Below are 19,247 nucleotides of genomic sequence, written 5' to 3'. Positions count from 1 at the left end.
TCCGCCATTTGCCTCAACCGCTTCTCTACATCTTCGGTCTAGGGTCGCGCCAAAAGCCGCCGCATAGTCAGACCTCCTGCCACATAAACCATTTTTCATTCATCGTCCCCCACCTCGGGGCGAGGCGACCGCGATAAACGCAATCTCCTTCGCACTTTAACGTTGGCTTTCCAACATATTGAAGTTCGCTTGCAACTGGCCTTGAGACCAAGCGTTCCACGTCTGCAGGTGCCAGCCGCATGAGGGTGACATGAGCAAAGAACCCGCATTAACTCCCGATGATTTTCCGATCGAAGCAGACAAGCAAAAGCTACGCAAAAAGGCGAGCCCATAGCGACCGCCGACACGGACGAACTTGCGGATCAGCTCGCTGAGAGATTGAACGAGCAGGCTCACCGGGAAGAGCAGGATCGCTGGTCGGCGTGACAGGCACTGGTAGCGCGCATGCGCGCGGACGCTTCGCATGGCAGCCGGGCGGTGCTCGGAAGTGTTCGGGCCCCATGATGATCGCCCGCACGTCTCGGTCCAAAAGTGCACACAGCGCATACCCCTGTTTGAACGTTGGGCCGAAGTTTAGGAACGGCAGAGCTTGCCTTGGCATTGCCAGTGTATGCCGGAACGTCCGGCATGCTCATTGCCCGGGCAAGCGGCCCCGGTCTCCCTCCTCTCGGGCCGGGGTCGTGCTCGTCCCTTTGTGCCCAGGAACTTTGATCCTGAACGAAGGTTGATCGCGCGATTATCCTCCAGAGGACGACTTTCATGAAAAAAGCAGCCCTTGCATTTGCCGTGCTCGCAGTCTTTGCCTCACCCTCCTTTGCGCAGTCGGTCGGCGAGAAGACCGGCGTGAATTCCACGCTTGGAATTGCGCCGAAGACCGAAGACTTCATCAAGGAAGCCGCCATGAGCGACATGACGGAGATCGAAGCGGCCAAGATCGCGCAGCAGAAGGGCAATGCGGACGAGAAACAGTTTGCGGAAATGATGGTGAAAGACCACACCAAGACGAGCAGCGAACTCAAATCGATGGTCCCCGACACCCTGAAAGCCGCGATCCCGGCTTCGCTCGATGACGCGTCGCAGAAGAAGATCACAAAGCTGCGCGAGGCCAAACCCGAGGATTTTGCGTCGGAATACGACGCCATGCAGGTGAGCGCTCATAAGGATGCGGTCTCGCTGTTCGAGCGTTACTCGAATGGCGGCGACGATGCCAAGCTGAAGGACTGGGCTGGTAAAACCCTGGCGGCACTGAAGCACCATCTCGAAATGGCGCAGACGCTCGACAAGAACCGTAAATAGGTCAGGCAATCACGACACAAACGGAAAGCCCGGCCGAAGCCGGGCTTTTGTTACTTTACGGCTTCTGGCCGCCCTTTTCGCCGCCTTGCTTGTTTTGGCCCGGGTCCTGGTTTTGCTGGCCCGGCTTCTGATTCGGGTTCTGACCTTGCTGGCCGCCCTGATTGCCCTGCTGGTTCTGCTGTCCAGGGGTCTGCTGCTTGTTGGGATTCTGCTCGTCTGCCATGTGAACGTCCTTTCACTTCGTGGATGATGACAATCATGCGCGAAGGTGCTCGTTCCTATTCATGGGATTAACGAGACAAGGATGCTCACCGCTCAGCCGGGCTGACATGCCGCGTCATCCTCGCGGCTTCTCGCGCTCCATGACGACGTCTTTTGCCTGCTTGTCTTTTCTCAGGCCGAGATAAACGGGGTGCCGCATCTCGCCGGAGCTCGTCCACTCGGTAAATTTTACCTCGGCAACGAGTTGCGGCTTCACCCAGGTGGTGACCGCTTCGTCCTTCACCTTTTTGCCGAAAGGAGATTTGGCGGCTTTGAGCTTGATGAGCCTTTTGTGCAGCTCTCCGAGTGTTTCGTGGCTGAAGCCGGTCCCGACATGGCCGATATAACGCCAGCCATCTCCTTCCCGCAGCGCAAGTGTAAGTGCGCCGAAAAACGGTCTCGTCCTCCGCGGCGCCGTAAATCCCACGATCACCACGTCCTGGCGTTTCGAGGTTTTGATCTTCAGCCAGTCGTCGGTTCGCGCGCCTGACAGGTACTTGCTGTCGGCGCGTTTTGCCATGATGCCTTCAAGACCCTTGCGCTCGGCCTCCTCGAAAAAGTTCACGCCCGAAGTCTTTCGGTCGCGACTGAACCCGATGAGCCTGTGCTTCGGCAGGATACCCTTAAGGCGCTTCTTCCGCTCCGTGAGCGGCAGGCCACGAAGGTCTTCGCCATCCTGAAACATCAGGTCGAAGGCAAAGTACTGCAGCTTTGCTTCATGGCGCAGCGCATTCTGCAGGAGCTGAAAATGCGATACGCCGTCTTTGCCGATCGCTACGAGTTCTCCGTCGATGACGGCATCGCCTTTGACACCTTCGAGGGCCTGGGCGACTTCGATATAGCTATGGCTGATGATCTTGCCGTTGCGGCTGTAGAGAGTGACCTTGCCACCGTCGATCTTTGCGACCATCCGGAAGCCGTCATACTTGTCCTCGAATATCCAGCCCTTATCGTCGAACGGCGCGTCGGTCAGTGTCGCGAGCATGGGCTGGAGCCGCTTCGGCAATGTGGATACGCGCGCCACTAGGATTCACCTTCTTCGAGCACGTTACGAAACGTGACCGAGTAGCGCAGGCTTTCGACACCGGGAATGCTGTGCTGCCATTCGGTGCGCGACGGACCGCGGAGAAGGTAGACGGAGCGCGGCTCGGCAACGAGGGTGTTCCTCTCGAACGACTTAGCCGTTCGCCTGCGGAGCCTGAAGATACAGGAAGACAGCAGCGAAATGCCGGCAACATCGCCAAAGACGGAGCGATCTTTATGCCAGCCGATGCCGGCGCCGGGCGCGTACTCGGTCACGAGAACCTGTTGGAGGCTGCCGGGCACAATGCCGGCGAATGCCTCGGCACGGGCTCGGATCGGGGTCAGGAATTCAGGCATGTCCTCAGTTCTGGTGAGACCACCGCCATTGAAATCGTAGCGCCAGCCAAAAGAAACGGTACGGCGCTTGCCGGTGAACCCGCGGAATTCAAATTCCCTGAATGGAAGCGTCTCAATATCAGCCAGAAGCGCACGCTCTTCATTAGCAGAGAGAAACTCCGGCTGATACTTCATATCTTCCGGAAGGAAGACACCTCCGAAGAGATCGAAGGTTGCGTTACTTGCGGGCACTCGATTTTTTCCGCGCCTTGGAGTTGACGGGCTTGCGGTCGCCCCGGTCACCCTGCCCCGCTTTCACTTTTTTCTTCGCCGTCTTGCGGCGATCCTGAGAAAGCGACCGGCTCACATCATCGCTTTCCTTGATACGGCCTTTCGCATCGCGGCGAACATATCGCTTGTCGCCGCGAGGCGCGATCAGCTCACGCTTCGCCGCCGCCCGCCATTTTGTAATTCGCTTCATGTGGTCTCCCCGCTTTTGGTCTGGTGGTATCCCAACTTTCCGCAAAGGCGCACGGTTCCGTTTCGGGCGCGTCCTCCTGCTGCGCGGGCGACCGGGCTCTAGCGCGTTCCTTAGCAGTCCCGCGCCCGGGTCTTCGTCCCCGGCCACGCGGTGACGATCCCTCGCGCGTAAAGGGGCTGCCGCCCCTTCAGCCGTCAAGGGCAACGCCCGCGCGAGCGCGGTGCGTCGCCGTACCCTTGACCGCCTTTCTCCGCTCATTGCCCCCAAGGCTAACCCATCGCCAGAAAATTGCATCAGCGAGGAGTCGTCGATGCTGGGCCTGACGTAGCGCTCTGCGGCGGCTCCTTTGAAAATGTCATGGTCAAAGAAGCACTGTGTGACAAAGATTGACGAGCCGACATCGTCGCACCAACCCGCCAGCACGACGTCGCACCGGCCGGTCATGCTAAGGCCGACTGCCTTGCCCCGAGTGGAACATGTCTTGATCAGATCCCACATTGCATCGCAGAGCGAACGATAGTCGGCGAACTGATTCTCCATCAGAAGCGCCGAGAGCAGCTGCGGTACCGTCGACATGCCCGTGACCGCAAACACAGCGTTGTGCTCAGGAAAACTGTGGACTTTGGTTCCTATCCCACAAAATTTGCCGGACGTCGGGTCGTGCCAGGCCGCGTCTGAGAAGATGTGGACAGAGTTCGAAGACTTTGCAGCGGAGACCGCAGTCATTAGTCTTTTCCTTCGTCATCCTCAGATCTTCGTCAACTTCCACGACCCCGCTTCGCCGCAGAAAGTGCTAGTGATGCCGGAGCGGCAAGAGCCGCGCAGTCGCAACGGCTGAAAAAATCGGCATTGATTTCTCCCTTAGATTGATCGGCCGGGCGGCCTAGGGGGTCATATTCTGAATTGCAGATGCGCGTGAAAGTGGGGGCGGCCGGTTGCTAGTGGCGTAGGTCGGAAGGATCTGACCCACCCCTCCCCGAGCTTCTGCTTACGACCTCAGCGGGATATTGCGTCTGCGCATCGCCGCTTGGTCGCCGCTTGAACAAGGAAAAGTTGCCGTCGGTCCCTGCCTTTGCATACGGATATCGACTGACACTAGCGAGCATGATTGATGGTCTGGTCGAATCTTTGGCGGTATGGAAGGCTGCAAGAAAGCTAGCTATTCAGGCTGGAAACGTGCGGACTCTAACCGAGCGCGACGCCAACAACGCGTGCAGAGCACGCGGATCGTCGGCTAGCGAGCGAATGATCAGTGGGTTACGGGTACTGCACTCGGTTCATGCGCGTAAAAGCTAAGGAGTGAGCCACGCAATCCAGTAAGTCCTCGGCCTAAGAAGAACGGGGCATTAGATCTTTGGTCTTAGAAGGTCATCGCTTGGTACCTAATTTGACCATCTCTGCCGAATGCTTCCGGAACATTGCGATCCGCTTGCTAGTGAACTCTGCAACTAGGCCGGGAAGGTCAAGGGGCGACCTAATTGTTGCCAGCCTTTGGGCGTATTCGATCGCAAGTTGCATGTTGGCTTGTGCCATTTCCAGTAGCATCGCTTGATAAGCCCGCATGTTTGCGCTGGCCGACGACAAAAAATCAATCTCTTTCCTTGAATCGTTCTCTGTCTCCTGGAAGGCGGTCTCAACAAAAGGCGGCGGCGGATTTTCAACGAGGGTGTCTTCTTGGGACACCTGAGGACGCTTTGCAGGAGGTTGGTTCGCGTCTGCGGCAATGGAAGGCGAAGCACTCGCTTTCGGGCTTCTGACAATAGCCTGAGCAGACCGTTGGGCCTTCGCGACTGTTTTCGGGCCGCGGGTATGCTTTGACGTCGCTGGTTTACGCTTGCTCATTTGGCACGCCAAGGATGGTTGGTCGCCCACTCGGCGAGACGTCAACATGCTGTGCAGTGCAACGTTCCGAAGGCCACCTCGATAGAGCAAGCCCACCGCCCCAATATGAATGTCACGTCTGACGAAGATTCGTCCCGCAAAATGACTCGCCCGCTTGCCGGTATGTTTGCGTGACCGGCACTGGCAGGGGCACGACGTCCAAAACTCTCAGCCGCCGTTGAGCCGCTCTGCACCAACAGGCTGGGCTGGGTGTACGGTTTCGTCAAAGAGTGGGTATGTCAAACCTACGGGGAACCCAGCCCGCCATCGAGGAATAGGAATTCGCAGCCTTCGGCTTAGGACTCGAACATGCTCAATTTGCCATGGTTGAGAGCGTCCGGCGCTGCAAGTGGCCCTTCGAACCTGCTCTTCTACAGGCTTTGCAGTTCCGACCGAGTTGTGGCCTCATCGAGATCACCTGAGTCAAGACCGCCCGCACGAACAGCGACTTCTTACGACTCCGCAGTTTCTTCAGCTGAGGCACCTAGCTGAACCACACCTATAGTTCCATAGGAACGGCCACACGAGCGAGCCGTTGTCATGCCTAATGTCACAGGGAAGGATACGGTATGGATCGCGAACACGTGAAAGGTGCCGCTGATAAAGCAAAGGGTGCCATCAAAGAAGGCGCCGGTAAGCTCACTGGTGATAAGAGCATGGAAGCCGAAGGCAAGATGGATAAAGCCAAGGGCTCAGCACACAATGCCGCAGGCGACGTAAAAGATGCCGCGCGCGATGCGGCGGATGCCCTAAAGAAGTAAGCAGTTGGACAACTAAGAGCTGGCCGCCCGGGTTCGGGCGGCTTTTTTCTATCTGAGATTCGGTCACATGGTTAGAAACGCCAGTGCTGGCGTCAATGCGCCCTCCTGTGATGAGCTGGATCAGATCTGGCCGCTTGTGCGGCTGATCGGGTTAGTGGCTAGTGGCGCCGAATGCCAAACGCACCGACTCTTTTTGATATCAAAACTCGGACTAGAATTCTGCCACTGTTTTGTTTGGTGCCTTGCTCCAAGGGGAAGGACCGCTCCAGGGGGTGGTTCATGCTCTGGCGCGGTCGCCCCCACCTACCGCTCGCCAAGTTGCACGCGTCATCCCGCAGGTTTTCGAAACACAGCCAAAATTTTCCTCGAAATCTGCGGGATGACGCGTTGGATTGTGCGGCCGGAAGTTAAGGCCGATGGTGTGAGAGATTGAGTCGCCCCACCCCTATGCAGCCAGCCACGGTAGCAGATCGCCGAGGCCAGCCTCCAAGAGCGACTCCACCGCAACCATTCCCATGTCCACTCGCACAAGCTTGCCAGCCTTGTGTAGACGCCGGCCCTGAGGCCAAGCGCCTCCCTGATACGCGCGCTCGCCTGTGGTCGCTTGCTCTGCCAGGATGCGGCGGTGTTGCGCCGGAGTGCGTGGTTGGTTGTCGTTTGCGGGGTTCATGGTAGTCCTCGACGTGGTGCTTATATCTGGCCGCTTGTACGGTCTTGGTTTCGTCCGGCTGTTCCGCTGGATCTGGGCACCCAGGGCACCTCGCTCATGTTTGGTTCTTTAATGTCCAAACCATCGGCGGGTGCAGGTGCATCGGTGCAACCCCTAAAGGGGGGTTGCACCTGCACCTTTGCACCTAGCCGCTTAAATGGTCGCTTGGTGCAGGTGCAAGTGCATCAGGTGCATGCACCTCGTTTGCACCTAGATTTTGAACCTCTGCAGGTATGTAGACCTTCGGAGTGCCGTTTGACTGGACGCGGCCTGCGTCTTCGAGCGCCCTGACAGCTCGCTTCCATCTTGACGCGATGGTGTTCTCCTTCACGTCGGGGTGCATCTGATGATACCTCGCTTGCCACATGCCACCGCCGACAGGACGCCCGCCCGCTGAAAGCTCGGTCAGGATGTCCATAAGCTCGGTCTCTGCCTTGGCCTGCACGGTCTGCTTGACCTTCTCGCCCGCGCCCCTGGCAAATCCAGCAACGTCCACCGCTTTCGCCACAACAGGCGCGGTAATCGGCTCGCCTTCCTCATCGGTGCCGAGGTCGACCGACTCCATGCGGAAATTGCAGATGACGCCTTCCTCGCCGTCGTTGGTGCCGTCGCATTCCAGCACATGGCCGGCCGCGTTCTTCTTGACCATGAAAGACGCATCAACCGCGCCGTCCAAGTCGATCGCACCCTTGCCACGTTCGCCCGCCCAACTGGTGTGATGCACCACCGTCAGGTGCGAGCCGGTCTCGGCAATAATCGTGTCGCAGGACCGGACATACTTCGCCATGTCCTTTGATTGATGCTGGTCACCGGGGCCGAAGGTGCGTGTGAGCGTGTCGATGATAATCCAAACACATGGCTGGCCGGTTATCTCGGCCGCCTTCTTGCTGCCATGGCAATCGCCGTGGCATGAAGCGTGCCCGTGGTCATATCTATCAGGCCACCAAGCACGAGCAGTGGAAGGTCTTTGACGCCGTGCTTCTTGCGGAACGCCATCATGCGCCGCTCGGTGAGTTTCTTGCGCTCGGCCGCCACGTAGACAACCAAGCCTTGCTTCACCTTCCTGCCCATCCATGGCAGGCCGGCCGCAATGTGACATGCAAGGTCGGTCACGATGACGGACTTTCCTGACCCTGGCAGGCCACTAATCATCGTGAACTCGCCAGCGCCAAGCATACCCTTGACGACAGTTTCCTTCTTAGCCTCGGTGCCGATGTCGTCGAACCAGGTGAAAGTGAGCTTGCCCCACGAATCCAGCTTGGCCGGCGATTGCGTGTTATCGTTGGCCGCGACCGGCTTGAATAACAACCGCGCCCGCATCAGCGCCATCGATTGCTGCAGTTTAGATGGCTCTCGCTTTGGCGGCTCGGCCCCGATATCGCGAGCGATAATCGACTCGGCGACAGCGCGGTCGGACTCCGGGCCATGTATCTGGATTACCTCGGGCTTGCCGTCATCCAGCCGTATCAGGAACGTTCCATCCGGGTCGCAGCCGTCGACGTCGCTTACAAGCACGCATGCTGCGCGGGCGGAGGGCTCGTCCTCTGGCCATTCGTCGGCAGGGAGCTTCCGAACGTTGGCCGGGTCGGCCCCTGCCCAATCCGGCTCGCCATCTTCGCCGGCTGGTGCAAGGACAACGTCGGCGAGGCAGTGGCCTTGGTCGGTCAGGACGTCATAGATGCCGAAGGTAAGGTCGCGGGTTTCTTCAGTCGGGATTGGGTCGGTATTGGTAGATTTAGCTTGCGAGACGTTCATGCTGCGACAGTCCTGCGACGGTAAGGAGAGCAATCTTGTTGGCGATGTCGTGGTTGAACGCACAGGTGCGGCCACGCTCATTGTCAGGACCAAACGCGCGGTACGAACCGTCCGGCGCTCGCGAAACACGCACGCCGTAAATCTTGATGCCTTCGGCCGTCTCGATATCGACGTGCGCAATGGCTCCCGCACCCGCTCGCGCGGGGCGTAGTCCAATGATTCTCATCTTGTTCCTTATGGTTGTTAGGTGGAGGCGAGGCTGGCCGCATATTGCGGTCTAGCCTCGAAGAAAAACTCGCCGTCCGCCTGGCAGAATACGATTCCACACCGGTCTGTTCCGGCGACCGCCAGCGCGAGATGCCTGTCGAAGCCGGTCAAGCGCGTATCCGACAGGATGCGCCTCGCCCAAGCATGACGTTTCGCCCGAATAGTCACGAACAGCCTCCGAATGGAGAAAAAGACGCGCCACGGCCTGAGCCAGTCGGCGCCGCTATTGTTGCCAAGGTGTGCCGCCGTATCTGGTTGGGTCGCATAGAACCAAATACGGTTGGCAGCGCCCAGACACAGGGCGCCGCTTTAGAAAAATGAGGGTCGGGACATGCCGGTTGGCGCGCCAAAAGAAGAGTCGCCGACCGGGGCGGCCTTCGTTTGTTCCATCCACAACTTTAAAGCGATTTATCCGGTTGTGCGGTTGTGTTTTTGGTTCTGCTGGTTCCCTCAAATAGCGAGGTCCGCGGTTTCAACTTCGGCCCGTTACGGTCTCGTTCGGGTTCCAGGAAAGTTGAAACTCTGATTGAGAACAAGGACCATTCATCCGGCCTGTCACGCCGGAGGTCGCGGGTTCGAGCCCCGTCTCTCGCGCCATTTTGGCAATCCCTTCATAGTCTTAGCCCGAACTTCTCGATGCCTTTCGCGGCACTGCCGGCGTCTGCCGGGAACTCGTGGCATAGTCAGCCCGCGCCCGAATCGTCTAGGCCTTCCAGGACTTGGAGGGATCCCCACGCTTGACCGGCTTTTCCGGGGCTTCCCTGTCATTGAGGAGGCCAGACATGGCTAAGAAGGATTCGGCCAAGAAGGATTCGGCGAAGAAGGCAGCCGCTCCCGCCACCATCACGCTCAAGCACCTCGCCGCTGACATCGCGGAGAGCCAGGACCTTTCGAAGAAGCACGCCGAGGCCGTCCTGACCGATATGGTCGATCTGATCGCCAAGCACCTCAAGAAGGGCGACCGCGTCCGCATCGTCGGGCTCGGCATCCTCCAGGTCCGCAAGCGCGCCGCCCGCACCGGCCGCAACCCCACCACCGGCGAGGCGATCCACATCAAGGCCAGCAAGAAGGTGGCCTTCCGCCCGGTCAAGGAGCTCAAGGAAGCGATCTAGCAGCTACGTTTCGTTAAGCCTGATCCGCTTCGTTCTGGCCGCATCACGGCCCGCTTTTCTGATATACCGCCTGCTTCCCCCAAGCCTTGCTTCCCCAAGATCCGGCGGTTTGACCAGAAATGTCCTCCCTCTCCTTTTCGCACACCGTGACCGAACGCTTCCTGCGCTACGTCACCATCGACACCCAGTCCGATCCGGAATCCCCGGCCTCGCCCTCGACCGAGAAACAGAAAGATCTCGGCCGCGTGCTCGCCGCCGAGCTGAAGGCCATGGGCGTCGCCGACGCGCATCTCGACGACTTCGGCTACGTCTACGGAACGATCCCGGCCAACACCGACAAGAAGGTGCCGGTGATCTGCTTCTGCTCGCACATGGACACCTCGCCCGACGTGACCGGCAAGGACGTCAAGCCGCAGCTGGTGAAGGACTATCGCGGCGGCGATATCACCCTGCCGGGCGATACCAGCCAGGTGATCCGCTTCACTGAACATCCCGCGCTGAAGAACCAGATCGGCAACGACATCATCACCACCGACGGCACCACGCTCTTGGGCGCCGACAACAAGGCCGGCGTCGCCGAGATCATGGATGCCGCGCATTTCTTCATCAACAACCCCGATGTGAAGCACGGCACCGTCAAGATCCTGTTCACGCCGGACGAGGAGATCGGCCGCGGCGTCGACAATGTCGACCTGAAGAAGCTCGGCGCCGATTTCGGCTACACCATGGACGGCGAGAGCGCCGGCAGCGTCGAGGACGAGACCTTCTCGGCCGACGGCGCCACCATCACCATCAACGGCGTCAGCGCCCATCCAGGCTACGCCAAAGGCAAGATGGAGCACGCGATCAAGATCGCAGCCGCCATCATCGAGCGGCTGCCAAAGGAAGGCTGCTCGCCCGAGACGACGTCAGGCAAGCAGGGCTTCCTGCATCCGATCGGCATCGACGGTGCGCTGGAGCAGGCGACGCTCTCCTTCATCGTGCGCGACTTCACCGAGGAAGGGCTGAAGGAGAAGGAAGTCCTGCTCGAGAACATCGTCAAGGACGTGATGAAGGACTATCCGCGCTCGACCTACAAGTTCGAGGTCAGGGAGCAGTACCGCAACATGAAGCAGGTGATCGACCGTCACCCGCACATCCTCGAATACGCGATCGAGGCGATCCGCCGTGCCGGCCTGCGCCCGATGCGCACCGCGATCCGCGGCGGCACCGACGGCTCGCGCCTGTCCTTCATGGGCCTGCCCTGCCCCAACATCTTCGCCGGCGAGCACGCGTTTCATTCGCGGCTCGAATGGGTCAGCCGGCAGGACATGGAAAAGGCGGTGCAGACGATCGTGCATCTCGCGATGATCTGGGAGGAGAAGGCGTAGGAACGCTGCTACCCCCGGCAGCAGGGCAAAATAATTCCGAGCCCTGCGGAACGATCCAGTACGGGGCGCGTTAGCGTCTCAAGTCCCAAGGATGAGAATGTGAGCACATAAGGCCTCAGCCGGTCAGCCCCGGGCTGGGGCCTTTCCGCGTTTGGATCGCGCGCAAAGGCCACCCTCAGGCAGTCACGGCAGCTTGCCCACCGCGATACTCTGCCCATGCTTGCCGCAAGATTTGCAGCGACGAGGTCAGGAAGATTCCAGCCATTACCGCGGCGACAGCCAGATCGGGCCATGCCGTCGCGGTTCCAAATACACCGATGGCAGCGACCATCACGATGACGTTGCCGATCGCGTCATTGCGCGAGCAGAGCCATACCGACCGCACATTGGCGTCGCCGTCCTTGTAGCGCGCAAGCAAGAGAACCGAGGTCAGGTTCGCTGCCAGCGCGGCCAGGCTCATCGCTCCCATCAGCTCCGCACGCGGGAGCCCCAGGACCAGGGTCTGATAGAGCGTTGACCCGAACACCCAGGCGGCCATGGCACTGAGCGACAACCCCTTGAACAACGCGGCGGTGGCACGCGTCTTGATGCTCGCGCCGATCACCGAAAGGCTCAGGCCGTAGGTGACCGTGTCGGCGAGGAAGTCGAGAGCGTCGGCCTTGAGAGCCTGGGAGCCGGCCAAATGGCCCGCCGCCATTTCACTCACGAACATCGCCGCGTTGATGGCGATGACGGTCCACAGCACGCGCTTGTATCGCGGATCGAGCCCGTCGAAGACCGGAACGCCCGCCGAGCAGCAGTCGGCGCAGCCTGACGCGGCGACTTCCTCCACACGGGCTTTGGCGGCTTCCCCGCAGCACGCATCGTGCGAGCAGCAAGACTCTTCGGGCATTCCGAGCTCCCTCTCGTCGTTTCTATCTTACCATGGGACCGCAACGATGGCGATGAACGGACGTCGCTGCTTGCAATCGCGTGGACACATGCGGGTGCGACGTTCAGTTCCGCACACGTAACATTATTGCGGGTCGACACTGTTCCGGTCGCCATGCTACGAACCCGGACGTAACCAGAGTGACTTCGTGACTGCGATCCGCCGCCCGATCAGATTGTTTCGCCTGCGCAACTGGCGCGGGCTGTTGGCTGCGTGTCTCGCAATCACCTATCTGCTGTCCGGCGCGCTCCATGGCGCGCACGACATCGATGTCACCAGCCCCTCCGGCGGCTCGGAGATCGCCTCGATTGTCGAAGACGGTTCTGCGGGCCATGGCGATCACAAGGCCTTCGGCGGCCATCACTGCCACGGCTGCTTCTCGGTCGCCGTCGCGCAGCCGCTGCAGCCTGGATCCGCCGCCGACATCGTTGCCGCACCGATCCCGCAGCGTGAGCCTGCGCTGCTCGGCATTGCGCCCGACACCGACTCTCCGCCCCCCAAACACCTGACCTGAACTGATCAGCCGGGCGCCTGCGCGCCCACGATACGATTGTTCACAGGTCACCTTCATGTCTTGCAGACGGACTGCCGCGCGCCTGGCGTGCGCGATGGCGATTTTCGTCAGCCCCTGGCTGACGCAGCACGCCCACGCCCAGACGCTGACGATGCGGAGCGCGCTGTCGCGCGCGCTGGCCGCGAGCCCGCGGCTCACCGCGGCAGAGCGCGACGTCGGCATCGCCACGGGGCAGCGCATCCAGGCCGGCGCGCTGCTCAATCCGGAACTGTCCTATGAACAGGACAATTCGTTCGGATCGGGCATCTATCGCGGCACGAGATCGGCCGAGACCACGCTCCAGATCAGCCAGGCCTTCGAGCTGTTCGGCAAGCGTGATGCGCGGATCGCCGCGGGCGCCGCCGGCATCGAGGTGGCCGCGATCCAGCGCAAGGCGGTCAGGCTGGAGGTGTTGTCGGAGACTGCGATCGCCTTCCTCAGCGTGCTCGGCGCGCAGCGGCGCATCCAGATCCTCGACGAGCAGATCGCCGCGATCGACCGGCTGACGCCGCTGCTGCGCCGCCGCGTCGAGGCCGGCGCCTCCTCGCCGGCAGAGACCGGCCGCGCCGAGGTCGCGTCCGCCCTGGTGAAGGCCGACCGCGAACGCTTCAAGGCAACGCTGGCGAGCGCCAGGCGCGAGCTTGCGGTGCTGATGGGGGATCCCGCGGCAAAGTTCGGCGAGGTCTCCGGCCGGCTCGATACCACGGGAAAGACGCCGACGTTCCAGTCGGTCGTGGCCGCCATCGACGCCAATCCGCAGCTGGTGCGCTGGACCGCGGTCTATGCCCAGCGCAACGCCGAGCTGTTGATGGCGCGCTTAAGGCCCTATCCCGACGTGCGGATCGCGGCGGGATGGCGCCATTTCAACGAGACCAATGACGACGCGGTGCGCCTCACCGTCTCGGTGCCGATTCCCGTGTTCGACCAGAACCAGGGCAACATCCTCTCGGCGCAGGAAAGCCTCGCCAAGACCAGGGCCGAGCGCGAGGCCAACCGCAACACGCTGATCGTGGTCGCCGGCCGCGCCTACGACTCGCTCCAGGGCTCGCTGCGCGAGCTCGCGGTGCTGCGCGAGACCGCGATTCCGAAAGCCACAGAAGCCTCGGAGGCGATCGCGCAGGGCTACGGCCAGGGCCGCTTCTCCCTGCTCGAAGTGCTCGACGCCCAGGCGAGCGTCACCCAGGCGCGGCTGCGCGAGCAGGAGGCGCTGCAGAACTTCCATGCCGGCGTTGCGACCATCGAAGGCCTCGTCGGCAATCCCTTTGCGCTGGCCCGGGAGAGCGCGCGATGAAAACATCCTCCACCATCGTCATTGCCATCCTTGCCGCAGCACTCGGCGCTTACGGCTATTCCCTGCTCGCCCCTGCCGGGGTCACGCACACCGAGCATGCCGCGGACAAGAAGCCGGAGAAGCCGAACGACCATGTCGAGCAGGACGAGCACGGCGCCGACCGCATCCGCATCTCCGACGTCAAGCTGGCGGCCGCCGGTGTCACGCTGGCGGAGGCCGGGAGTGCGACGCTGACCGATACGCTGTCCTTCAACGGCATCTTGCGCGCCAACCAGGAAGCCGTCGTGCAGGTGACGCCGCGCTTTCCGGGGATCGCCAAATCGATCCAGAAGCGCATCGGCGACAGGGTCGGCAAGGACGATCTGCTCGCCGCGATCGAGAGCAACCAGAGCCTCACCGTCTACGAGCTGAAGGCGCCGATCGCCGGCACCATCATCGAGCGGCAGATCTCGCTCGGCGAATACGCCTCCGAGCAGAAGCCGGCCTTTGTGGTCGCCGACCTCTCGACGATCTGGGTCGACCTGTCGATCTACCGGCAGGACCTCCGGCGCGTTCGTCTCAATGACGAGGTGCTGATCGATCCCGACGACGGCCGCGGCGAGATCAAGGGCACGATCTCCTACATGGCGCCGATCGGCAGCAGCGAGACCCAGACCGCGCTCGCCCGCGTGGTGCTCGCAAATCCAGACGGGCGCCTGCGTCCCGGCCTGTTCGTCACGGCGCGGCTGATCCTCGCCGCGCGCAACGTCGCGGTCGCCGTACGCCGAAGCGCGATCCAGACGCTGGAGAACAGAACCATCGTGTTCGTCCGCGAGGACGGCGACAAGATCGAGGCGCGTCCCGTGGAACTCGGAGATTCCGATCCGCGCCATGTCGAGATCAAGGCGGGTCTTTCGGCCGGCGAGCACTACGTCGCGGAGAACAGTTTTGTCGTGAAGGCGGAGATGGGCAAGGGCGAGGCGGAACATGATTGAGCGTCTCATCGCCGTCTCGCTTCAGCAGCGCTGGCTGGTCCTCCTGCTCGCGCTCGGCGCCGTCGCTTTCGGAGCGTGGAATTTCCAGCGCCTGCCGATCGACGCCGTCCCCGATATCACCAACGTCCAGGTCCAGATCAACACCCGCGCGCCCGGCTACTCGCCACTCGAAACCGAGCAGCGCATCACCTTCCCCGTCGAGACCGCGATGGGCGGCCTGCCGAAGCTCGATTACACCCGCTCGCTGTCGCGCTACGGCCTGAGCCAGGTGACGGTCGTGTTCAAGGACGGCACCGACATCTATTTTGCCCGCCAACTCGTGGGCGAGCGCATCCAGCAGGTGAAGGACCAGCTTCCGGCGGGCGTCGAGGTCGCGATGGGCCCGGTCTCGACCGGCTTGGGCGAAATCTTCATGTACACCGTCGAGGCAAAAGCGGGCGCGAAGACGCAAGGCGGTCACGACTATTCGCTGACCGATCTGCGCACCGTGCAGGACTGGATCATCCGGCCGCAGCTTCGCAACGTGCCGGGGGTGATCGAGGTCAACACCATCGGCGGCTTCGAGCGGCAGTTCCACGTGCTGCCGGACCCCGGCAAGCTGATGGCCTACCGGCTCGGCTTTCGCGACGTCATGACGGCGCTCGCCGCCAACAACGCCAATGTCGGCGCCGGCTATATCGAACGCAACGGCGAGCAGTATCTCGTGCGCTCCCCGGGCCAGGTCGGCAACATCAGCGAGATCCAGGACATCGTGATCGGCTCGCGGGGCGGCAATCCCGTCAGGATCAGGGATGTCGCCACCGTCAAGGAAGGCCGAGACCTCCGCACGGGAGCGGCGACGCGCGACGGCGAGGAAACCGTGCTCGGCACCGCCATGCTGCTGATCGGCGAGAACAGCCGCAGCGTGGCGCGCCGCGTCGCAGCCCGTCTCGACGAGATCGCCAAATCGCTGCCCGACGGCGTCGTGACCCGGACCGTCTACGACCGCACCCATCTGGTCGAGGCCACCATCCGCACGGTCGAAAACAACCTCCTGGAAGGTGCGGCCCTGGTCGTGGCCGTGCTGTTTCTGATCCTCGGAAACATCCGCGCCGCGCTCGTGGTGGCCTGCGTCATTCCGCTCTCCATGGCCATGACGATCACCGGCATGGTCGAAACAAAAGTCAGCGCGAACCTGATGAGCCTGGGTGCGATCGATTTCGGCATCATCGTCGACGGCGCCGTGATCATCGTCGAGAACTGCCTGCGCATGCTGGCCGAGGCGCAACGCCAGAAAGGCGGCCTGCTCTCCACTCCCGAACGGCTGCGCGCGATCCTGCGCGGGTCGCGCGAGGTCATCAAGCCGAGCTTGTTCGGAACGCTGATCATTGCCGTTGTCTACCTGCCCGTGCTGACGCTGACCGGCGTCGAGGGCAAGATGTTCACGCCGATGGCGCTGACCGTGCTGATGGCACTCGGCGCCGCGGTGCTGTTCTCCATCACCTTCGTGCCGGCGGCGGTTGCCATCTTCGTCACCGGCAAGGTGTCCGAACACGAAAACCTGTTCATGCGGGTGGCGAAGCGCATTTATCTCCCCCTGCTCCGCCTCGCGATCGACAATCGGGTCGCGGTCACCGTCATGGCCGCCATCATCGTGGTCGCAAGCGGCATTGCCGCCGCACGCATGGGCGGCGAGTTCATCCCGAGCCTGGACGAAGGCGACGTCGCGCTGGCCTCGATCCGGATTCCCGGCACCAGCCTCACGCAGTCGCTGGATCTGCAAAAGGCGCTGGAAAAGCGCATCAAGGAGATTCCCGAGGTGAAGGAATTCTTCACCCGCATCGGCACCGCCGAAATCGCGACCGACCCGATGTCGCCGGCGCAGACAGACGGCTACATCATGCTGAAGCCGCGCGCGGAATGGCCCGATCCGGACAAGCCGAAATCGGAGGTGATCGAGGCTATCGACCACGCTGCCGACGACATTCCCGGCAGCGCCTATGAAATCTCCCAGCCGATCCAGTTCCGTGTCAACGAGCTGATCTCCGGCGTGCGTAGCGACGTCGGCATCAAGGTCTTCGGCGACGACCTCGACATCCTCCAGGGCGCGGCAAAGCAGGTCGAGGCCGCAATCCGCAGCATCCGCGGCGCCAGCGACGTCAAGATCGAGCAGGTCTCGGGCCTGCCGATCCTCACCGTCCGGCTCGACCGCCAGGCGCTCGCCCGATACGGGCTCAGCATCGGTGAGGTGCAGGGCATCGTCGAGATCGCGGTCGGTGGCAAATCGGCAGGCAAGCTGTTCGAGGGCGACCGCCGTTTCGATATCGTCGTGCGCCTGCCGGAACATCTGCGCGGCAATCTCGACGCGATCCGGGCCATCCCGATCCCGCTGCCGCCGAGCGAGGAAGCAGCAAGCGGCACCGCCGTTCGAACAGCGCTGACCGCCTCTCCCCTTGCCCAGATGCGCTATGTTCCGCTGTCGTCGGTCGCAACTGTCGATGCGACGCCCGGTCCGAACCAGATCAGCCGCGAGAACGGCAAGCGGCGCATCGTCGTCACCGCCAATGTCCGCGCGCGCGACCTCGGCTCCTTCGTGAGCGAGGCGGAAGCCGCCGTCGCCGAGAAGGTCAAGCTGCCGCCGGGCTATTGGATCGGCTGGGGCGGCCAGTTCGAGCAGCTGGTCTCGGCGACCAAGCGGCTGATGATCGTGGTACCGGTGGCGCTGCTGCTGGTGTTCCTGCTGCTGTTTATGGGCATGGGATCGGCGGCGGATGCGGCTCTGGTGTTCTCCGGCGTGCCGCTGGCGTTGACGGGCGGCGTCGCGGCGCTTCTGCTGCGCGACATCCCGCTGTCGATCAGCGCCGGTGTCGGCTTCATCGCATTGTCGGGCGTGGCCGTTCTCAACGGCCTCGTCATCATCGCCTTCATCGAGCGGCTGCGCAGCGAGGGGCGCCCCGTGGCCGACGCGGTACGCGAAGGTGCGCTGACGCGGCTGCGCCCAGTGCTGATGACCGCGCTGGTCGCCTCCCTCGGCTTCGTGCCGATGGCGCTCGCCACCGGCGCCGGCGCCGAGGTGCAGCGTCCGCTGGCGACCGTGGTGATCGGCGGCATCATCTCCTCGACCGTGCTGACGTTGCTGGTGCTGCCGGCGCTCTATGCGCTGTTCCGGCGTGACGCGGCTGCCGAAACGCCTACAATGGCGCCTGATTTGGCGGCGTCCGGGGAGCGCTAGATTTGGGCAGCCACGACCATCACGGTCATCACCACCATGATCATGCCGGCCACGCGCATGACCACGGACATAACCATGGTCCTGGCCACGCGCATGTCCATGCGCCCGCCGATTTCGGCACGGCATTCGCGATCGGCATTTCGCTCAACACCGCGCTGGTCGTGGCCGAGGCGATCTACGGCTATATCGGCAACTCCACCGCCCTGCTCGCCGACGCCGGCCACAATCTCAGCGACGTGCTCGGCCTGGTCGTGGCCTGGTGCGCATCGATCGCGGCACGGCGCGCGCCGAGCGGCCGCTTCACCTACGGCTTTCGCGCCTCCACCATCCTGGCGGCGCTCGCGAACGCGGTGTTCCTGCTGGTCGCGACCGGCGCGATCGGCTGGGAAGCGATCTTGCGGCTGCGCGAGCCGGAGCCGGTCGCGGGCGTCACCGTGATGGTGGTCGCCGGCATCGGCATCCTCATCAACGGTTTTACCGCCATGCTGTTCGCGCGCGGACGCAAGGACGACATCAACATCGAAGGCGCCTATCTGCACATGGCGGCCGACGCCGCGGTCTCGCTCGGCGTCGTGGTCTCGGCGGCGCTGATCATCTGGACCGGCTGGCTCTGGCTCGATCCCCTCACCAGCCTCGTCATCTGCGCCACCATCCTGTGGAGCACCACCAGCCTGCTGCGCGGCTCCATCGACATGTCGATGGCTGCGGCGCCCAGGGGCACCGACATCGCCGCGATCAAGATCTTTCTGCTGGAGCGGCCCGGCGTCTCGGGAATCCACGACCTCCACGTCTGGCCGATCTCGACCACCGAGACGGCACTGACCTGCCATCTCGTCATGCCCACCGGAGCCGGCGATGCATTCCTGATGGAGACGGCGCAGATGCTGAGGGCGTCCTTCCGCATCGGCCACACCACGCTCCAGATCGAGACGCATCCCGACAATGGCTGCGCGCTCGCGCCGGATGATGTGGTGTAATGGGCACAACGCCTCCACATCGTCGCTTCGCTCCTCGCAATGACGACGTCGAGAGAGA

Annotated in this window: 19 protein-coding genes; 10 read left to right on the top strand and 9 right to left on the bottom strand. The window is 62.3% G+C overall.

Annotated features, from left to right (window positions below; translation table 11 throughout):
* Positions 1 to 759: 759 nt before the first annotated feature.
* Positions 760 to 1,296 (top strand): DUF4142 domain-containing protein, encoded by a 537-nt coding sequence (locus CT676_RS30775; protein ID WP_135216008.1) that lies wholly within the window; start codon positions 760 to 762, stop codon positions 1,294 to 1,296.
* Between the two features lie 55 nt (positions 1,297 to 1,351).
* On the opposite strand, the gene CT676_RS44390 is transcribed toward CT676_RS30775, so the two are convergent.
* From CT676_RS44390 to CT676_RS30755, 5 genes are all read right to left on the bottom strand, one after another.
* Complete coding sequence (locus tag CT676_RS44390; RefSeq protein WP_167768213.1) at positions 1,352 to 1,519, bottom strand: hypothetical protein; 168 nt, start codon at positions 1,517 to 1,519, stop codon at positions 1,352 to 1,354.
* A 114-nt stretch (positions 1,520 to 1,633) separates the two neighbouring features.
* Entirely contained in the window at positions 1,634 to 2,581 is a 948-nt protein-coding gene (ligD, locus tag CT676_RS30770; RefSeq protein WP_135216007.1) for a non-homologous end-joining DNA ligase, read from the bottom strand.
* Positions 2,581 to 3,168, bottom strand: a complete 588-nt coding sequence (locus CT676_RS30765; RefSeq protein WP_244623313.1) for an alpha-ketoglutarate-dependent dioxygenase AlkB — start codon at positions 3,166 to 3,168, stop codon at positions 2,581 to 2,583. Before CT676_RS30765 ends, ligD begins: the two co-directional genes overlap by 1 nt.
* Positions 3,155 to 3,397 carry a hypothetical protein gene (locus tag CT676_RS30760; protein ID WP_085399400.1) on the bottom strand — a complete coding sequence of 81 codons (243 nt, stop codon included), beginning with the start codon at positions 3,395 to 3,397 and terminating at the stop codon, positions 3,155 to 3,157. The genes CT676_RS30765 and CT676_RS30760 overlap by 14 nt, the downstream gene beginning before the upstream one ends.
* Positions 3,398 to 4,765: 1,368 nt before the next feature.
* A complete protein-coding gene (locus CT676_RS30755; RefSeq protein WP_135216006.1) occupies positions 4,766 to 5,239 on the bottom strand; it encodes a Phasin protein in 474 nt (157 codons plus the stop codon).
* A gap of 608 nt (positions 5,240 to 5,847) precedes the next feature.
* Between CT676_RS30755 and CT676_RS30750 the strand changes: the two genes are divergently transcribed.
* Positions 5,848 to 6,039 (top strand): CsbD family protein, encoded by a 192-nt coding sequence (locus CT676_RS30750; RefSeq protein ID WP_038937369.1) that lies wholly within the window; start codon positions 5,848 to 5,850, stop codon positions 6,037 to 6,039.
* An 854-nt stretch (positions 6,040 to 6,893) separates the two neighbouring features.
* Here the strand turns inward: CT676_RS30750 and CT676_RS45430 are convergent.
* Positions 6,894 to 7,589, bottom strand: a complete 696-nt coding sequence (locus CT676_RS45430) for a hypothetical protein (RefSeq protein WP_275552130.1) — start codon at positions 7,587 to 7,589, stop codon at positions 6,894 to 6,896.
* Positions 7,590 to 7,615: 26 nt separating this feature from the next.
* Complete coding sequence (locus CT676_RS46125; protein WP_167768212.1) at positions 7,616 to 8,503, bottom strand: AAA family ATPase; 888 nt, start codon at positions 8,501 to 8,503, stop codon at positions 7,616 to 7,618.
* On the opposite strand from CT676_RS46125, the gene CT676_RS44385 reads away from it, so the two are divergent.
* The gene (locus tag CT676_RS44385) at positions 8,502 to 8,714 is read left to right on the top strand and encodes a hypothetical protein (RefSeq protein ID WP_167768211.1); all 213 of its coding nucleotides are present in this window, start codon (positions 8,502 to 8,504) and stop codon (positions 8,712 to 8,714) included. The genes CT676_RS46125 and CT676_RS44385 overlap by 2 nt on opposite strands.
* A 32-nt stretch (positions 8,715 to 8,746) precedes the next feature.
* Here the strand turns inward: CT676_RS44385 and CT676_RS46120 are convergent, their stop codons facing one another.
* Entirely contained in the window at positions 8,747 to 8,881 is a 135-nt protein-coding gene (locus CT676_RS46120; protein ID WP_275552129.1) for a hypothetical protein, read from the bottom strand.
* A 671-nt stretch (positions 8,882 to 9,552) separates the two neighbouring features.
* Here CT676_RS46120 and CT676_RS30730 point away from each other — a divergent pair.
* Both CT676_RS30730 and pepT read left to right on the top strand, forming a co-directional pair.
* On the top strand, positions 9,553 to 9,882 hold the full coding sequence (locus CT676_RS30730; protein WP_028155929.1) for an HU family DNA-binding protein: 330 nt from the start codon (positions 9,553 to 9,555) through the stop codon (positions 9,880 to 9,882).
* 119 nt (positions 9,883 to 10,001) lie between these two features.
* Positions 10,002 to 11,252: a peptidase T gene (pepT, locus tag CT676_RS30725; protein ID WP_135216002.1), complete on the top strand. Its 1,251-nt coding sequence runs from the start codon at positions 10,002 to 10,004 to the stop codon at positions 11,250 to 11,252.
* 175 nt (positions 11,253 to 11,427) lie between these two features.
* Here the strand turns inward: pepT and CT676_RS30720 are convergent, their stop codons facing one another.
* Positions 11,428 to 12,144, bottom strand: a complete 717-nt coding sequence (locus CT676_RS30720) for a cation transporter (protein WP_071913348.1) — start codon at positions 12,142 to 12,144, stop codon at positions 11,428 to 11,430.
* Between the two features lie 187 nt (positions 12,145 to 12,331).
* On the opposite strand from CT676_RS30720, the gene CT676_RS30715 reads away from it, so the two are divergent.
* The 5 genes from CT676_RS30715 to CT676_RS30695 are packed head-to-tail and all read left to right on the top strand — an operon-like array spanning position 12,332 to position 19,189.
* Positions 12,332 to 12,697, top strand: coding sequence for a hypothetical protein (locus CT676_RS30715; protein WP_135216001.1), 366 nt, complete (start codon positions 12,332 to 12,334; stop codon positions 12,695 to 12,697).
* Between the two features lie 55 nt (positions 12,698 to 12,752).
* The gene (gene ihpA, locus CT676_RS30710) at positions 12,753 to 14,027 is read left to right on the top strand and encodes a divalent metal ion exporter subunit IhpA (RefSeq protein WP_135216000.1); all 1,275 of its coding nucleotides are present in this window, start codon (positions 12,753 to 12,755) and stop codon (positions 14,025 to 14,027) included.
* Entirely contained in the window at positions 14,024 to 15,001 is a 978-nt protein-coding gene (gene ihpB / locus CT676_RS30705; RefSeq protein WP_135215999.1) for a divalent metal ion exporter adaptor subunit IhpB, read from the top strand. Before ihpA ends, ihpB begins: the two co-directional genes overlap by 4 nt.
* The gene (locus CT676_RS30700; protein WP_135215998.1) at positions 14,994 to 18,212 is read left to right on the top strand and encodes a CusA/CzcA family heavy metal efflux RND transporter; all 3,219 of its coding nucleotides are present in this window, start codon (positions 14,994 to 14,996) and stop codon (positions 18,210 to 18,212) included. The genes ihpB and CT676_RS30700 overlap by 8 nt, the downstream gene beginning before the upstream one ends.
* 2 nt (positions 18,213 to 18,214) lie before the next feature.
* Positions 18,215 to 19,189, top strand: a complete 975-nt coding sequence (locus CT676_RS30695; RefSeq protein WP_167768210.1) for a cation diffusion facilitator family transporter — start codon at positions 18,215 to 18,217, stop codon at positions 19,187 to 19,189.
* Positions 19,190 to 19,247: the final 58 nt, after the last annotated feature.

This window comes from Bradyrhizobium sp. MOS001, assembly GCF_004634465.1.
GTDB lineage: Bacteria > Pseudomonadota > Alphaproteobacteria > Rhizobiales > Xanthobacteraceae > Bradyrhizobium > Bradyrhizobium barranii.
This window is presented reverse-complemented; position numbering and strand designations above follow the sequence as displayed.

Bases quoted from the DNA above. Each gene is read 5' to 3' on its own strand.
- CT676_RS30775 (WP_135216008.1), top strand. From the start codon at position 760: ATGAAAAAAGCAGCCCTTGCATTTGCCGTGCTCGCAGTCTTTGCCTCA.
- CT676_RS44390 (WP_167768213.1), bottom strand. From the start codon at position 1,519: ATGGCAGACGAGCAGAATCCCAACAAGCAGCAGACCCCTGGACAGCAG.
- CT676_RS30760 (WP_085399400.1), bottom strand. From the start codon at position 3,397: ATGAAGCGAATTACAAAATGGCGGGCGGCGGCGAAGCGTGAGCTGATC.
- CT676_RS30755 (WP_135216006.1), bottom strand. From the start codon at position 5,239: ATGAGCAAGCGTAAACCAGCGACGTCAAAGCATACCCGCGGCCCGAAA.
- CT676_RS30750 (WP_038937369.1), top strand. From the start codon at position 5,848: ATGGATCGCGAACACGTGAAAGGTGCCGCTGATAAAGCAAAGGGTGCC.
- CT676_RS44385 (WP_167768211.1), top strand. From the start codon at position 8,502: ATGCTGCGACAGTCCTGCGACGGTAAGGAGAGCAATCTTGTTGGCGAT.
- CT676_RS46125 (WP_167768212.1), bottom strand. From the start codon at position 8,503: ATGAACGTCTCGCAAGCTAAATCTACCAATACCGACCCAATCCCGACT.
- CT676_RS30730 (WP_028155929.1), top strand. From the start codon at position 9,553: ATGGCTAAGAAGGATTCGGCCAAGAAGGATTCGGCGAAGAAGGCAGCC.
- pepT (WP_135216002.1), top strand. From the start codon at position 10,002: ATGTCCTCCCTCTCCTTTTCGCACACCGTGACCGAACGCTTCCTGCGC.
- CT676_RS30720 (WP_071913348.1), bottom strand. From the start codon at position 12,144: ATGCCCGAAGAGTCTTGCTGCTCGCACGATGCGTGCTGCGGGGAAGCC.
- ihpA (WP_135216000.1), top strand. From the start codon at position 12,753: ATGTCTTGCAGACGGACTGCCGCGCGCCTGGCGTGCGCGATGGCGATT.
- ihpB (WP_135215999.1), top strand. From the start codon at position 14,024: ATGAAAACATCCTCCACCATCGTCATTGCCATCCTTGCCGCAGCACTC.
- CT676_RS30700 (WP_135215998.1), top strand. From the start codon at position 14,994: ATGATTGAGCGTCTCATCGCCGTCTCGCTTCAGCAGCGCTGGCTGGTC.